Genomic DNA, 14,529 nt, shown 5'->3' with positions numbered 1-14,529 from the left:
GCATGAGGGTTCGGTGTAACGTTTTTTAGCGAATTCAATTATACCTTATCCTCATGCTGTTTGTTTTTTATACCGCAAAGATCAACACGCCCTAACAAAATTAAGCCCTTTATTAAAAGATATAAGTTGATGAAAACATCTTCAGTGTTCAGTGAAGGCATATTAAGGTAGCTATATAAATTTTGCTTATATAAACGTGCCTACTATTTAAAGTGCAGTAAGTAAGCATTGGAAGGAGTTTTTATGTTAAAGGTTAAAGTCCCAAAAATATTAGTCTTATTCAATTTTATAGCAACTAGGAAGTATCTAGTTTTCAGTTTACTGTCAATCTTTTGCGTTATTTCAATTTTTGTATCAATAATAAAAAAGGACTTCGCTTGGTTTTCTGCGTATGGAGGGGTCGCTACTATTTTTGGAATATTACTGACAGTAAGCCACTCAGTACCGATGTCCGAAGAAGAAATAAACCGGTTTTTAGATAGTTTATTTCCTGAGAGTAGAGATGGAATTTTTTCTGAAACGGAATCTGCTACCAATCGAGAAGCTAGGATAAGTAAAAGAATCAGCGAAGCAAATAGAATTTTAAACTCCGAAGCTATAGGTTTAATAGTGACAATAATCGGCACTTTAATCTGGGCTTATGGAGCTTTTTTAAATTCGTTTATATGATCATTACATACCATAAAACAATTTATCGCATTGTCTAAGGTAATATAGCCATCTGCTAACAATACAAACACAGCCGCCTGACACTACTCAAGATGAGCATCATCAGGCTTTTTAGGTTTACTCGCTACTTCTGTTAAGCCATCTTCACAATCACCGCTATCGCAGGTATTTAAATCGCTTTGTGCTTGTTTATCCTGTTGTAGCACTTGTTTTAAATCTTCCATGCGTTGGCGAACTGCTACGCCGTAGCTGGCGTCGTCGCCCCATAATGCAGCAAGTTGTACTACTGCAGCGCGGTCGTGGTCTCTGAATAGCTTACCTGCGCGCTCTGCATCTTGCTTAGTGTTACCTAATAATTCCAGTGCTTCTATAGCAAGGTTAATGGCTGAATCGACTGTTTCGCGGTTAAACGCATCTACTTTTAAATTAAGCATTTGATACGCATGGCGGCGGTCGATTGCGCGGGCAACAATTTTAAGCTGCGGGTAGTTTTTATGTGCAAGCTTAATTATCTCAATGGTTTTGTCGGGATTATCAATTGCAATTACCAGCATTTGCGCGGTGTGTGCACCAGCGGCTTCAAGGAGTTCTTGGCGTGCAGCATCGCCATAAAATACAGTATTACCAAAACGGCGTAGTAATTCTATTTGGCTAGGGCTGTGATCAAGTACGGTAATTTCGTAGCCTTGCGCGTGCAGTAAACGCCCCATAATTTGACCAAAACGTCCGTAGCCCGCAATAATTACGTGCTTAGCGGTGCTAATTTGCTCTGGCTTATCAAACTCAGGCATAGCACTGCTGCTGCGTTTTTGTATTTGCTCATAAACCATAAGTAGTAACGGCGCTATTAGCATTGATACCGCAACAACCAAGGTAACAAGGCTGGTTTGCTCGGGCGTTAAAATACTTAATGTAGTGGTTACACTTAATAGTACAAAGGCAAATTCGCCGCCCTGTGCTAAGGCTAAGGCAAACAACAAGCGCTGCTTTTTACTAATATTAAAGGTAACGGCAAGGGCAAATAAAATGCAGGCTTTAACCACAATGAGTAAAACTACTAAGCCAATAACAGTAGTAAACTCATCTGCTAGTAATGCAAAATTAATTGATGCGCCAACGGTTATAAAAAACAGCCCTAAGAGTAAGCCTTTAAAAGGTTCTATATCGGCTTCTAGCTCGTGTCTAAATTCACTTTCGGCAAGTACTACGCCTGCTAAAAAAGTACCTAACGCTGGCGATAAGCCAATGCTTTGCATAACGAGAGCAATGGCAATAACTAAAAATAGTGCAAGAATAGTAAATATTTCACGCATGTGGGTTTGCGCTATGTATCTAAATAAAGGTGCAGATACGTATTTACCACTGGCTATAATTGCGGCGATAACCGCTGTCGATACTGCAACTTGCTGCCAAACAGGCCAGCCTGCAATAATTGAATCGCTAATTTCTTTTGAGCTACTTTGCGGTGCAAAAGCCAGTAGCGGCAGTAGCGCTAAAATAGGAATAATGGCGATGTCTTGAAACAGTAATACAGAAAACGCGTTTTGTCCTGCTTCTTGCTTTAGCCAGCCTTTTTCTTCAAGGCTTTGCAGCACAATAGCGGTAGAGGAGAGTGCCAGCATTAAACCAATGGCGAGTGCAGTTTGCCAGTGCATGGCAAAAAACCAATAACAAAATGCAAAAATAGCGGCGGCAGTAAGCACAACTTGCAAGCCACCAAGACCTAAAATAGAGTGGCGAAGCTTCCATAAACGCGAAGGTTGTAGCTCAAGACCCACTAAAAATAGCATCATCACTACGCCAAATTCGGCGAAGTGCATTACATCGGTTTGATCGCCCACAACACCCAGCGCATAAGGGCCGATGAGTATACCGGCAATTAAATAACCTAACACTGAGCCAAGTCCGACTCGTTTTGCAATAGGGACAGCGACAATGGCTGCTGCTAAGTAAATTAAAGCTATTTCTAACACGCGTATATCCTAAGTCATTCTATTTATGCTCAAGGTATTTGAGCATAAATAGAATGACTTAGGTTCTTATAAAATACAATAATTCATGTGGCTGAAAATACGTTATTTTTAGCTCATACTGTTAGTCAGCTACTTTTACTGAACCGCTAATATTATCGATACTTACATCGCCCGAGCCTGATTCAGTAATAGTCAGCCCCTTTGCATGATTAACGCGAATATCACCCGAACCGTCTTCAATTGTTACGCTTGAGCCAATATGCTCAATGATCATGTCGCCAGAGTTATCATCTACATTAACTGCACCGCTTATATGGCTTATCACTAAATCACCAGATCCATCTTCAACGTTTAGCGAACCGTTTATGTTGCTCACGTGCATTTCGCCAGAACCATCTTCAATAATTGCATTGCCGCTTACATTATTTACATGAATGCTGCCAGAGCCGTCGGTTAGTTCTGCATTACCTGCGATGTTTTCAAGGTTTACTTCACCAGAACCATCGTCAATAGTTAGGTTTTTAGCACTGTTAATAGTTAAATCACCCGAGCCGTCTTTTACATCAATATTGCTTTGCATAGCACTTATAACAATGTCGCCAGAGCCATCATCAATATCTAAATTAAGATTACTTGGTACGGTAACAACTAAATCAATATGTGGTGATTGACCATTGTAAAAGCTAATGCCATTGCTGCTTTTATTTTGGGCGACAAGCTTTGCCTGTTTACCGTCTTGCTCGAGCGTTAGCTCGTACTCATCTTCAATATCGGCTGTGTAAATAGTGGCATCAACACTAATGCTGGTGACAGTCTCCGAGCCTTTTATTTCAAGGCTACCTGCGCCGCTTAACACATTTAAATACTCAAGATTGTTGTTAGGTAATGTAAGTTGCTTGGTTTGTTTTACAGACGCCACGCTTGGCGATATGTGAAACACACAACCACTTAGTAATAAAATACCGCTAATTAGCGAAAGTGGTTTTACGATGTGAGGTAATGTTGATGAGCTCATGTTTAATCCTTTATTCTTTATTGTTTAAATTTAGTGTAAGCACAATAGAGCAAAAATAAGACCAATATATAATTCATTGTTTTATAAGTGATTTATATTTTTATGAAAATGAAAAGCATCAAAAAATAGTTAAAATCACTAAATATTAATAAATAATAAAAAAGGATGCGCAGTGCATCCTTTTTTATTTAGCGGCTTTAACCGTTGTATTAATGTGCTCTAAAGTAGCTTATTTGCTGTTTGATTTTTTCAGCCAATGTCATTAATTCACTTGCCGAATTTACAGTGCTTTGCGTGCGAGACTCACCTTCTTTAGCGAGCTGGCTTATTAAGTGTAGATTTTGAGTGATTTCTGCAGCAACGGTGCTTTGTTGATCTGTTGCCTCAGCTATATTGTTTGATGAGCGTGTTAGATCGCCAATACTTTGAGTGATAAAGTTAAGTTGCTCTCCGGTTTTTTCACCTTCTTCAGCTGATTTAATACCCAACTGACGGCTTTGTTCCATTTGCTTAGTTGCGGCGGTAACTTGTATTTGTAGTTGCTCAATTGTTTGGCTAATTTCTAAAATTGATTTTTGGGTGCGCTGCGCTAAGGTTCTCACTTCATCGGCAACAACTGCAAAGCCTCTACCTTGTTCGCCTGCTCTTGCTGCTTCTATAGCGGCATTAAGTGCTAGTAAGTTAGTTTGCTCAGCAATACCATTAATTACTTCAGTTACTTTACTTATTTCGTTACTTGCTGTGTTTACTTTTTCAACAGAGCTGTGGCTATCATTTAGCTGCTGGCTTAGCTGCATTAAGTCATTAACAACTTGGGTTAATTGTGTGCGACCTAATTGAGCTTCTGCATCTACTTGTTGGGTTCGTTGAGCGCCTTCATTTGCGTTATTGGCTACATCTTTAATAGATACCGACATTTCTTCGATGGCGGTGGCTATTAGGTCTGTTTGCCCCATCATTGCATGTGCTTCTTTACCGTTAGCGAGGGCGTTATTTTTAGAGGTGCCTGCTTGATTTTCCAGCTCAACTACTGAATCTTGTAAAGCGAGTATCAGTTTTTTTAGCTCAACCGACATGCTACTTACACTCGCGGTAATTTGGTCTATTTCATTTTCACTATTTGTATTGGTATTTACAAAATGTTGTGACAAATCACCTTTGCCTAACGCATCAACGCTACGTGTTAATTGTCTTAATGGGTTAAGTGTTTTTACTAGCACCCAAAATAGTAAAATTGAGATAGCAAGAATACCCCCAACAGACGTTATGCTGTTAACTACCATTAGTTTAATGCTTTCTTCAGTGAGTTCGCTTTCTTTTACACGACCAAGTAAGGTCCAATCCCACCCTGGTACTGTTTTGCTGTAAGCAAACATAGGGGTGTTATTTTCACTATTGTATTTTAATGACTGACCTTTTTTAATTGCCTCTAAGTTAAGTCCATCAAGCGCTTTGGAGTTCACTTTTGAGTCAACTGCGGCTTCTTTTCCTGCTATAACTACATTATTTGTATTTCTGAAAACAAATAAGTTACCGCTTTCTTCAATTACTATTTTATTAACAGACCCTCTAAGAGATGCCAGTGCGTCGTTTATATTGAAACCTATGTATAGAATACCAATCACTTGATTTTGTTTGTTTTTAATTGGTTGGTAAACAGTCATGTATTCGTTGCCGAATAATTTAGCATAGCCTTCATAGCTTTGACCGTTCATAAGAGGTTGATAGCCTGGGTGGTTTTTTCCTAGGTAAGTACCAATAGCGCGTTGTCCATCACTCTTTTTTAAAGAGGTAGTAATACGAAAAAAATCATCCCCATCTCGCATAAATACCGTGGCGTTACCTCCGGTTAATTTAGCGTAATTTTCAACAATATCGATATTGTTATTAACCTGTTCGTTATCATGTAAAAGAACGGGCACCATAGTATCTACGACCAATACCTTTTGATCGCTTTTTTTAAATTCACCAGGGTACATACCTTTAAATACAGTGGCATTACGCTTTGCTATTGCCAGTAGGCTGTCGTATTGAAGTTCTAAAAGATCTGAAATAGCCGTTATTTCAGATTTTATTGCTGTTTCACTTTTTTCAGAAAGTGTATTAGCTGAAATTAAATAGGTAGATAGCCCAACTAAACTAAATACACATAGCGTTAAAGTGAATGCAAGCGCACCAATTTGTTTTGATATTGACCAGTTTTTATAGCTCATACTTCACTCCAGAGAAAGACGGTATTTATGCGTGCTAAGTTTAATTATAGGCATTTTAAGTTGTTTTATTTGATGACTCGCTAGTAACGAACTTTGCCTGATAATCAATTTATCATATAAAACAAACAATACATTAAATGATAATAAAAAATTAACGGTTTGTGACGAAAGTGTTTTTTGTGGTTTGTTTGATTATAGCTAGGGTAGCTATATTTATTGCTGTTTTTTAAATATAAAAAATCCGATAGGGCATGCCATATCGGATCTTTATTTAACTCATTAAATTTGAGTATAAATTAAAAACTGTAGGTGATGTTGCCATATAAAAATCGACCATCTAAACCGTATGGTGCATACGGCGTATACGGGAAAATCTGACCAAAGTCAGAGTAACCAATGTTATTTACTGTCGCTTGCGGGTACTGATCGAATAAGTTATTAGCGCCTAATGCAAATTTCCATTCATCATTAGGACGATAAGCAACTTCTAGATCGGTTATCCATTTTGCATCTAGGTATTCATCGCGATCACTTGTTGTAGAAATATCTGCAACTTCACCGTAACGTGTTGCGCGCAGTGTTGTTTGCCATTCGTTAAAGTTCCAAACAGCAGATAAGTTCCACTTGCTATCAGGCGTACCTTCTTCAAAACGACCCACTTCACGACGAGCAAACACTACGTAGTCATCACCTAAAGAGTTAAGTTGCTCTGGGTTGTCGTCAACGTGAGTAACTTCGGTGTCGTTAAAGTTAGCGGCTGCATTTAAACGTAAATCGCCTAGGTTATCCAATTCAAGCGTATACGTTGCAACTATATCTATACCCTGTGTACGTGAGTCAATCGCGTTGGTAAAGTAGCGTACGCTTTCGGTATTTAACTCACCCGCATCGGCTAAAATTTGTTGCACTGCTTCACCCGATAAATTTTCAGATAAAACAACACGATCATCAATATCAATACGGTATGCATCAACCGTTAGGCTAAAGTTACCTTGAGTGTATACAAAGCCTGCTGTTAAGTTTACAGAATCTTCTGCATCTAGCTCTTTTGCGCCCAATGCTTGTGCTGCTGGCGCGTCACTTGGAAACAAGCCAACTTCAAATGGTTGATTGTTTTCAAGCACAGTTGAAATTTGGCGATATGAGCTTTGTGCTAAAGACGGCGCACGAAAGCCTGTACTTACAGCCCCACGTAACGATAGATTATCGGTAATGCTGTAACGTGTTGCTAGTTTTGACGTGAACGTATCACCAAAGTCGCTGTAATCTTCGTAACGACTTGCTAAAACAACATTCCATTTTTCTGTTAAGTAGGTGTCAAACTCAACAAAAATCGCTACGTTATGACGGCTTTCGTCAGTTACGCTCTCAGGACCAAAACCAGATAGTACTTGTGCGCCGCCGGCAGCAATTGGGTTGCCGTCGCTATCTAGCGCAGTAATATAAGAGGCTTCTTCGCCTTGTTCTATTTTGTAGCTTTCGTGGCGGTATTCAGCACCAACAGTAAAAAATACGTCATCTGGTAAACCTAAATCAAGCGTTGTGCTGGCATCACCATTAATAATAAATTGGTCATAAACGAGTGCACCGTTGTCAAACTCGGTTTGGCTGGTGGCGCCTAAAGATGTATTTAAGCTATTTACTACGCCCAAAGCAAAGTCGTTACGCCCGTAGTTGGTACTTACATCCCATGTCCACTCGCCTGTTTCACCTTGTAAACCAAGAGCAAGTGAATAGTCTTCTACATCTGTTTCAATTTGCGGTAAAAAACCATCTGGGTATACTTCTAAAATATTACGATCATCTTTTGCTCGGCGGTAAAAACCACCAGAATTACCTTCACGCTTTGAGTAGCTACCAAAAGAGTATAGGTTTAAGCCATTATCTAAATCGTAACCCATGTTGTAAAACAACGCGTAATCTTCAAGCTCTGCTTTACCAAAACGATGGTTGTAACGATCAATAGTAAATTCGCGTGGGTCTAGGCTGCCATCATCAAGGCGGCTGTATTGTTCGCGTGGGTCAAAACCAGAGCGTTGAGTAGGATCGTTATCACGGTACTCAATTGATACGTTTACAAAGCCTTTATCAGATAATGAAAAACCAGAGTTTGCACTAATAGTACGAGTGCTACCGTCGTTTACTTCTCGGTCATCACCGGTATTAAAAGCTAAGTTGCCGTTTGCATCTGCATAAGTACTTTCAAGATTTGGAGCGCCCGCCATTTGCGTGTCGTATTGCCCGTAAGTAACGCTTACGCTACCGCCTTCAGATGCATCTTTAAGGATTATATTAATAACACCCGCAATTGCGTCTGAACCGTATTGCGCTGCTGCACCGTCGCGTAATACTTCTACGCGCTTAATTGCCGATGTAGGGATCATGTTTAAGTCAACGGCAGTTGAACCACGACCAACTACGCCACCTAAGTTTAAAAGCGCACCAGAGTGACGACGTTTACCATTTATAAGTACTAATGTGTGATCAGGTGCCAAACCACGTAAAACAGCAGGGCGAGCATGGTCAGTGCCATCTGCAACTGTTGCGCTTGGGTAGTTAAAACTTGGTACTTGGTTAGCAAGTACTTGGCTAATTTCAAGCTGACCTGTGCTGGCCATATCGCCGCTTGTAATAATATCAACAGGTACTGAGCTTTCAGCAATACTGCGTAAACTGCGGCGCGTACCGGTTACTGAAATTACTTCGATATTTTTTTCTGCTTGATTGTCTTGCTCTGCGGCAACAGCCATAGAATATGGCGTGCTAAGTGCAGTAGTAACGGCCAGGCTAAGTGCTAATTTATTTGCAGATAAACGCTTAAAAGTCATTAATTGTTCCCCAAGAACTGCTATTTGTTAATGATTAGAAAAGGAGCGCATCATATAGAAGCGATCACATCAGTGCAAAGATAAAAACTATCTAAGTTATGCTAAGTTGTTAACAAGTGAGGTCACTGTTTACGGGTTATATAGACGTTTGGATCGTTGTAGTTGCAACTTTGTGTCGAATGGTTGCGAATTCAAGGAGATTTTAGATAAAAGTTAGTAAGACGTAAAAAGGCCAAGCAAATGCTTGGCCTTTCAATTTTTTAAGTTTAGTAATTTAAATTATTCAGGGGCAACTTCAAGCGTTGTAAATAATGCATAACGTCCTGCATCTACACCTTCTTCATTTACGGTAACTTTGTTAGAGGTTTCGATTAAGTATAGACCAGGCTCTTTCCACGTAATTGTAAACATACCTTCTTTATCGGTCGTTACTTTTACTTCGCCACGATCGTTACGGTAGCGTGTGTCGCCTTTTAAAATACTTACTTCAATGCCTTCGCCGGCAGATTTACCATCTTGTAAAAGCTGAAACTTAGCGCTTTCACCTACAAATAAGTCATTTGGATGTGTTGGACCGCTAAGCTCTAAGCCTAAACCTAACTGTGCAGGCTTTGAGGTGCCATTTCGGCTTACAAATGTATCTACTGTTGAAATAACCTTCGTTGTAGTTACATCTTTAGCATTGCTTGGTAACTTAGCGTCTGTTTTTTTACCAAATACGCGCTTGCGCTTGCCTTCTTCATTTTTGTAGAAGGTCATGTACATTGGCTTTTGGGTCATTGCAATGTGGTAAGTACCTTGCTCTGTTAAGCTTACCGCAGCTGAGCTTTTACGTTTTAAGTAATAAGCACGGATCGTTTCAGATACTGGCTCACCATTAGGCGCAAGTGCCATTAATAACGTATCGTCGTACTCGGCGCCTTTTTCTTTAGGTTTAAAGGCTTTGTCTGGTGCAAAAATTTCGTTTGAAATGCTTGCGTCAATCATTACGTAATGCGCTTTATCGCCTGATAAAGATGTATGCGAAGGTAGTAACCAACGTCCGTGTGCACTTGCTGAAGTTGACACTAAAGCAGATAAGCTCAATGCGCCGATTAATGCAGTTTTTAATAAATTAATTTTCATTATTTTTCCTTTGCTTAAATTCTAGTAATAAAATAAGTGCTACTTAGTGTTACTCAGTGCTTACAGTGACGAAACTTTGTGAAAACTCGTTTTTACCATCAATTGTAATTTTTCCTGACTTTGTTAAATCAAGCTCAACGCGGGTGTAATCTCTGCCGCCTTCTTCGCGTACAACTTCAATATTAAGTAAGTATTTACCTGGTTTTACTGGATTACCGTCTAAATCGTTACCTTGCCAATTTATGGTGTAAGTGCCGGCACGCTTTGTTGCACCGCTAATGCCGTCAAAATTAATATCGCTTTTACCCGCTTTACGCCACCATTGGCGTAGGTCTTTAAACCATTCTGCTTTTTGCACCCAAAGTGCAAGCGTAGTAACGTGCTTACGCTCTGGCGTTTCCAGCCAAACCGCAACATATGGGCGGTGATACGGTTGTACTTCTAAGTCGGGAAGCGTTAATTCAACTTCTAACTGTGGGGTTTGCGCATGCGCTGTTGTTTGAAAAAACGCAGCTACTAGCAGTAATGCGGCGCTTATAAATAATTTAAATTTAACCATTAAGACACTCCTTTTATTTGTGGAACCCAACATAAATAAATAACCAGTGGAGTTGCTACTCCTAGTACAGTTATCCATATTCCTGCTAAGCGTTTTTTTCTATTTTGAAATAAAATAATCATGCCGGTAATGGCAAATAAAATCATCAGTACGGCGGATATATCAATTACCCAGCTCCATACTTCGCCGCTATGGCGACCTTTATGTAAGTCGCCAATAAGGCTTAAAAATCCACCTGTTTGGTAATCAAGATTTAGCTCGCCAGTTGTAAAATCAAGCTCTGCGTAGGCAAACCCTGCAGGTAGCGGGTAGTCGAGCATGACAAGCGCATCTTCTTTTTCCCATTCAATGCTTTTTACTTTAGTAAGTGCATATTGCTTGGCCAAGTAAGCTTCTATTTCTGGGTAAATCGTTGGCAGCGTATCTAGTTGTGCATTTGCTTTATCAACAAGAGCTGCTGGGATCATTGCCGTTACTTGACCATTATTTTTATCGTTTTTAAGCCAATCAATATGGTTGAGCACAATGCCGCTAACACAAAATAAAATAAGCAAAAAAAACAAAGCTGTAGAAATATAAATGTGTAGTGCACGGCTTGTACTGTACAAAGTCCGTTTATTAATTAACGCCATAAGTAATTTGATATTATAAAATTTACAACATGATAATGATTTGTATTAGCTATTACAAATTTACTTACTCAACTTTACATTAAATTTTGAATTTAAGGGAATGCGCTGGTTTAAGGTATGTATCTTAACTTTAGTTATTAACCTGGCTCTGCTTGATATTCAGATTATCTAATGTTCAGGTGGGGCGGACGGTCTTAAAATAAGGTAGATCATTACCGATATTTCTATAACGGCAACAAGGTAAATAACCCAAATAGGGGCTGCAGAATAAAGTAAAAATATAAACCCAATTAACATACCGATGGCGGCGTAGCATTTGGCTTTTATAGGCACTACTTTATGTGCTTGCCATTGTTGTAGCGTTGCACCATAACGAGGATGGTTAAGTAACCAGTGTTCGAGCGCGGGAGATGAGCGAGTAAAGCAAGTTAGCGCTAAAATAAAAAATATAGTCGTGGGCATTACGGGTAATACAATACCTATAATACCGAGCGCAACAAGTAGTAAACCAAGCGCTTTAAGCCATAAATTTTTATAACAAACAAGGGCTGCTTTTATTTTCACTTACGCTCATTTCACTTAATTACAGTTATATTAAATTGTAAGCTAATTAGCCGGTAATTCGAAGTGGTACATAACAAGCAAATATAAAAATAATACACATAAAGCTCTATTTATAGATTGAGTACTGTGTGCTACATCATATAAGATAATTTTTATAATTATTTTTCAGTTGCTTAGCTTTTATATAGGTAGGGAAACAATAACAATAATTTTAAGTTGTTTAATTAAATAAGAGGATTTTTAAATATGATTCAAAACTCAGCACTGTTTTTACTCATTTTATTTGGCTTACATCTTTATACTCGCTCGCAAATGCATCCTAAAAAAGTTGAGAACGCATCAGATACGAATTTGGTGAAAATTCATTTATATTTTCAGTCTTATTAGCTTTATTTACAATGAGTGTAATTTGGTATGTTGATGACTCAGCAAGTAGATGAATTTCTTTTGCAGTTAAAGTATCAATTTGCGCTAGGCGTTACTAAAGAAGATGAGCTTTACACTCTGCCAAGGTGTGAACGTAATGCGGTTAGCATGTTAAAGCAAATATGTTCAGATCAAACGTCTGAATTTTCCCTGCCAAAGTCTACATGTGAAAAAGCAAAACAGTACTTCAAATAAAAAAGGCTGCGCTTGCAGCCTTTTAAATTAATTTTACGTACTAAGTTTAGAGCTAACTTAAAATTAGCTTAGAAGTTAGCTTAGAAGTAATAACCTAAGTTAATGTTGAAGCGACGTTCTGTGTCGCCATCACCAATAATTGTTCCGCCAATAAATGGCTGGTTACGAGCTTGAATAAAGTCGAAGTAACTAAAGAACCCACCGGCTGCTACGCTCATACCCGTTACGTTCATCCATGTATCTGCGCTGTCGTCAGACTTGTCGTAAATAATGCCGTAATCGTTATAAAACTGAATGTCAGTAACCGGGCCCCAATCAAGCGAGTAATTGTAAGCTACGTTAAAGTTGGTCATAGTTGCTTTGCTTGATACGGTATCGTAGTAAGCGTATGCAGCAACAGCAAAACGTTCGCTGTTATCGTCTAGGTCGTAGTCGTATTCACCGTGTTGAAATTGAATATTCCAGTTGTTAATTGTGCTATCAACATGAAATGCCCATGCACCGTAGTTACCAGCACGATCTTCACCATCATGTAACCCGCCACTCAGTAATGAAAAGCCAATGTCGGTAGTTACATTCTTGCTGTGCTCAATTTGATAAGTCGCACGACCAGCAAATGTATTATATTCGCCAATTTCGCCTGCAGGTTCTGCATAAGTACCTTCGTCAGCTGCACGAGTGCCTACTATGTCGTAAGAGTAGCGATGACTTTTATCTGATGCTGAACCATCTACGCCGCCTAGCTCGTCATTTTTAAAGAAACCTAAGTCTAGCTTCCAGTTGTCTTTAAGCTTACGTTTAACAACCACACCTAAATCAAAGTCGTCTTCTAGCCCTACATAATAGTTAGTGCTGAAAAAGTAGCTGTGCGAGTTGTATGGACCATTACCAAAAGGCACGTTTGTTATACCTGCTTGGCCTTCCCAGCCATCGGTAAACTCGTAACCTAAGTAAGCATACTTAACAACGGTCATGTAATCGTAAAAACGAATTTCACCATTTAACGAAATATCGTTAATTTCGCCAGACACATTTAAACGAAAAATATCAAAATCGAAGTCGCCGCCGCGATCTTCATTATCATCATCGTATGAGTTAATGCTGTAGTTAGCACGGATAGCACCACCAATTTTTATGCCTTCGTCTTTTTTCTCAGGCTCTGCAACAGCAACTACTTGGGTATCTGCTTTTTTGCTAATATCGGCTACTTGCTGTTCATGTTGCTTATTGATTTGTTGCTGTTTTGATTTTTCTTCAACCAACTGATTTTCAAGCAATTGCATTTGTTGCTTTAGTTGTTTTAATTGCGCTTGAAGCGTATCGAGATCTGCTGCATAAGAAGTGCTTGTAACACCACCTAGAACTAGTGCTAGTGTTAATTTTGAGAGTTTAGTCATAATAGCCGCTCTGATTGTGATTAAAAAATAAAAAATTCAAGGCGTAAAAAAACGCCTTACGTTTAGAGTAAGTACAAAAACTATGTGTTTTTTTTATTGTTTATTCTTTAGGAGCTTGAGTAAGCGCACCAACTTCTAGTAGGGGTGATGCATCTAATTTATCTGCATCCATCATTGCTGCTACGCGCTGCATTGATGAGAGTAAAAGACTCTGTTCCCATTCAGCTAGTGCAGAGAACTTTTCAATAAAGTGTTCTTGCAATGGCTGAGGTGCTTTTTCAAGTAACTCTTTTCCTTTGTCGGTGAGGTATAAACTCACTCGTCGTTTATCCATTTGACTGCGTACGCGTGTTACTAAATCTCTACTTTCGATTCTGTCGAGAATGTTGGTGACGGTTGCCGGGCTTAAATTTACATTTTGGGCAATACGACTGGCCGTTATGCCATCTGTTTGAGAAACTTCCTGCATTATAAGCAGTTGTGGCCCCGTTAAGCCTGCCGTTTTATTAAGTTGCTTAGAATGTAGATCAATTGCACGGATCACTTTACGTAAAGAAACTAATAACTCGTCATATTTTTTCATTTGCTTGTCTCGTCGAAAGAGCGGTGGTTTGCCGTAATCGCGAAATGTTACACATCAAATAAATTGAATTCAAATTATATATTGTATTTAAACCCGATTTTATGGGTTTTTATTAGTTTGAGCTGTAATTAATATCAGCATAATGTATTTGCATATAATTAAATGTTCTTAACAAGTTGTTAGCTAAGATTTGCGCACAGTACGTATGTTGGCGCTTATTCGCAAGTTTTAACGGTTAGACTTTAGTATTATTTAATAACAACTGTTAGTACAAAGTAATTGTTTGTAAGTTACCTGTGTAAATATTAATCCGCTATGAATAAATTAATACACAGTGCATTTAGTATAAT

At 38.9% G+C, this 14,529-nt stretch carries 12 protein-coding genes; 2 read left to right on the top strand and 10 right to left on the bottom strand.

Going from position 1 to position 14,529, the window contains the following annotated elements:
* Positions 1-243: 243 nt before the first annotated feature.
* Positions 244-669, top strand: a complete 426-nt coding sequence (locus GQR56_RS14480; protein WP_166112712.1) for a hypothetical protein — start codon at positions 244-246, stop codon at positions 667-669.
* 83 nt (positions 670-752) lie between these two features.
* On the opposite strand, the gene GQR56_RS14475 is transcribed toward GQR56_RS14480, so the two are convergent.
* From GQR56_RS14475 to GQR56_RS14440, 8 genes are all read right to left on the bottom strand, one after another.
* Positions 753-2,642 carry a monovalent cation:proton antiporter-2 (CPA2) family protein gene (locus GQR56_RS14475; protein ID WP_166112709.1) on the bottom strand — a complete coding sequence of 630 codons (1,890 nt, stop codon included), beginning with the start codon at positions 2,640-2,642 and terminating at the stop codon, positions 753-755.
* 121 nt (positions 2,643-2,763) lie between these two features.
* A complete protein-coding gene (locus GQR56_RS14470) occupies positions 2,764-3,657 on the bottom strand; it encodes a DUF4097 domain-containing protein (RefSeq protein ID WP_166112706.1) in 894 nt (297 codons plus the stop codon).
* Positions 3,658-3,866: 209 nt separating this feature from the next.
* Positions 3,867-5,870: a methyl-accepting chemotaxis protein gene (locus GQR56_RS14465; protein ID WP_166112703.1), complete on the bottom strand. Its 2,004-nt coding sequence runs from the start codon at positions 5,868-5,870 to the stop codon at positions 3,867-3,869.
* 296 nt (positions 5,871-6,166) lie between these two features.
* Positions 6,167-8,698, bottom strand: a complete 2,532-nt coding sequence (locus GQR56_RS14460; RefSeq protein WP_166112700.1) for a TonB-dependent receptor — start codon at positions 8,696-8,698, stop codon at positions 6,167-6,169.
* A gap of 279 nt (positions 8,699-8,977) precedes the next feature.
* The gene (locus GQR56_RS14455; RefSeq protein ID WP_024609996.1) at positions 8,978-9,823 is read right to left on the bottom strand and encodes a DUF4198 domain-containing protein; all 846 of its coding nucleotides are present in this window, start codon (positions 9,821-9,823) and stop codon (positions 8,978-8,980) included.
* A 49-nt stretch (positions 9,824-9,872) separates the two neighbouring features.
* Positions 9,873-10,382 carry a DUF2271 domain-containing protein gene (locus GQR56_RS14450; RefSeq protein ID WP_024609995.1) on the bottom strand — a complete coding sequence of 170 codons (510 nt, stop codon included), beginning with the start codon at positions 10,380-10,382 and terminating at the stop codon, positions 9,873-9,875.
* Positions 10,382-11,014 carry a PepSY-associated TM helix domain-containing protein gene (locus GQR56_RS14445; protein WP_024609994.1) on the bottom strand — a complete coding sequence of 211 codons (633 nt, stop codon included), beginning with the start codon at positions 11,012-11,014 and terminating at the stop codon, positions 10,382-10,384. The genes GQR56_RS14450 and GQR56_RS14445 overlap by 1 nt, the downstream gene beginning before the upstream one ends.
* Before the next feature lie 168 nt (positions 11,015-11,182).
* Positions 11,183-11,578: a YbaN family protein gene (locus GQR56_RS14440; RefSeq protein ID WP_024609993.1), complete on the bottom strand. Its 396-nt coding sequence runs from the start codon at positions 11,576-11,578 to the stop codon at positions 11,183-11,185.
* A 420-nt stretch (positions 11,579-11,998) separates the two neighbouring features.
* Between GQR56_RS14440 and GQR56_RS14435 the strand changes: the two genes are divergently transcribed.
* A complete protein-coding gene (locus GQR56_RS14435) occupies positions 11,999-12,199 on the top strand; it encodes a hypothetical protein (RefSeq protein WP_024609992.1) in 201 nt (66 codons plus the stop codon).
* 80 nt (positions 12,200-12,279) lie between these two features.
* Here GQR56_RS14435 and GQR56_RS14430 read toward each other — a convergent pair whose 3' ends face one another.
* Together GQR56_RS14430 and GQR56_RS14425 are read right to left on the bottom strand one after the other, a co-directional pair.
* Entirely contained in the window at positions 12,280-13,596 is a 1,317-nt protein-coding gene (locus GQR56_RS14430; RefSeq protein ID WP_166112697.1) for a porin, read from the bottom strand.
* 100 nt (positions 13,597-13,696) lie between these two features.
* Entirely contained in the window at positions 13,697-14,179 is a 483-nt protein-coding gene (locus GQR56_RS14425; protein WP_024609990.1) for a MarR family transcriptional regulator, read from the bottom strand.
* Between the last annotated feature and the right edge of the window lie 350 nt (positions 14,180-14,529).

Origin of the sequence: Pseudoalteromonas sp. Z9A5, assembly GCF_011378875.1 — a bacterium.
Classification (GTDB): domain Bacteria; phylum Pseudomonadota; class Gammaproteobacteria; order Enterobacterales; family Alteromonadaceae; genus Pseudoalteromonas.
This window is presented reverse-complemented; position numbering and strand designations above follow the sequence as displayed.

Excerpts from the sequence above, each read along its gene's own strand:
- GQR56_RS14455 (WP_024609996.1), bottom strand. The coding sequence starts at position 9,823 with ATGAAAATTAATTTATTAAAAACTGCATTAATCGGCGCATTGAGCTTA.
- GQR56_RS14450 (WP_024609995.1), bottom strand. The coding sequence starts at position 10,382 with ATGGTTAAATTTAAATTATTTATAAGCGCCGCATTACTGCTAGTAGCT.
- GQR56_RS14430 (WP_166112697.1), bottom strand. The coding sequence starts at position 13,596 with ATGACTAAACTCTCAAAATTAACACTAGCACTAGTTCTAGGTGGTGTT.
- GQR56_RS14480 (WP_166112712.1), top strand. The coding sequence starts at position 244 with ATGTTAAAGGTTAAAGTCCCAAAAATATTAGTCTTATTCAATTTTATA.
- GQR56_RS14435 (WP_024609992.1), top strand. The coding sequence starts at position 11,999 with ATGACTCAGCAAGTAGATGAATTTCTTTTGCAGTTAAAGTATCAATTT.
- GQR56_RS14465 (WP_166112703.1), bottom strand. The coding sequence starts at position 5,870 with ATGAGCTATAAAAACTGGTCAATATCAAAACAAATTGGTGCGCTTGCA.
- GQR56_RS14470 (WP_166112706.1), bottom strand. The coding sequence starts at position 3,657 with ATGAGCTCATCAACATTACCTCACATCGTAAAACCACTTTCGCTAATT.
- GQR56_RS14425 (WP_024609990.1), bottom strand. The coding sequence starts at position 14,179 with ATGAAAAAATATGACGAGTTATTAGTTTCTTTACGTAAAGTGATCCGT.
- GQR56_RS14460 (WP_166112700.1), bottom strand. The coding sequence starts at position 8,698 with ATGACTTTTAAGCGTTTATCTGCAAATAAATTAGCACTTAGCCTGGCC.
- GQR56_RS14445 (WP_024609994.1), bottom strand. The coding sequence starts at position 11,014 with ATGGCGTTAATTAATAAACGGACTTTGTACAGTACAAGCCGTGCACTA.